Origin of the sequence: Pseudoalteromonas sp. NSLLW218, from assembly GCF_015864775.1 — a bacterium.
GTDB lineage: Bacteria > Pseudomonadota > Gammaproteobacteria > Enterobacterales > Alteromonadaceae > Pseudoalteromonas.
The window spans coordinates 1-791 of sequence record NZ_JADYWO010000035.1 but is presented as its reverse complement, the minus strand read 5'-3'; the positions used below and the strand labels follow the sequence as shown (position 1 = coordinate 791).

The 791-nt window shown below is 48.9% G+C and carries 1 protein-coding gene; it reads left to right on the top strand.

Going from position 1 to position 791, the window contains the following annotated elements; genetic code table 11:
* Positions 1-791: Ig-like domain-containing protein (locus I6E80_RS20325; RefSeq protein ID WP_197186323.1), on the top strand; the 791-nt coding region annotated here is incomplete at both ends.

Genomic DNA, 791 nt, shown 5'->3' with positions numbered 1-791 from the left:
ATTAGTGGGACATCGAACGCGCCAGCAGGCACGGTTATAACGATTAACGTCACGGATGCAGATAATACAGAAACGTTTACAGCGACAGTGCAAGCCGATGGCAGTTGGTCAGCAGATGTACCGAGCGCGCTAACGGATGGTCCACTCACTATCGAAGCAAGCGTCAGTGACAGTGCAGGCAACACCACCACGTTAAGTGAAGGCGCAACATTGGATACCAATGCACCGAGTATTAATATTGATGCATTAATGGATACAAATGATACAACGCCGAATGTGAGCGGTACCAGCAGTGCAGCAAATGGCACTATTATCACCGTCAGTTTCACGGACAGTAATGACATAACAAACACGGTACAAACAACCGTTACAGACGGTATCTGGAGTGTTGAAGCCCCTGTTGACTTAGCTGAAGGCAGTTATGAAGTTGAAGCGAGTGTTACTGATGGAAGCGGCAATACAAGTACCGCAACAGGAAGTGGCATTGTTGATACGACCATTCCTAATATTGCCGTAAATGATGTAACCGTGACTGATGACACCACGCCCACGATCACCGGCACAGCGAATGCGCCACAAGGCAGCACCGTGAGCGTTGAAATTACAGACAGTAATAACATTACTCATACCGTAACGACCACATTAGGGGTTAATGGCACATGGAGCGTAGCAGCCACGCAAGTACTGGCTGAAGGCACCTTTACAGTGAGCGCCAGTGTGAGCGATGCTGCAGGCAATGAAGCAACAGCCACAGGCACTGGTGAAATAGATACCATTGCACCGACGCTTGT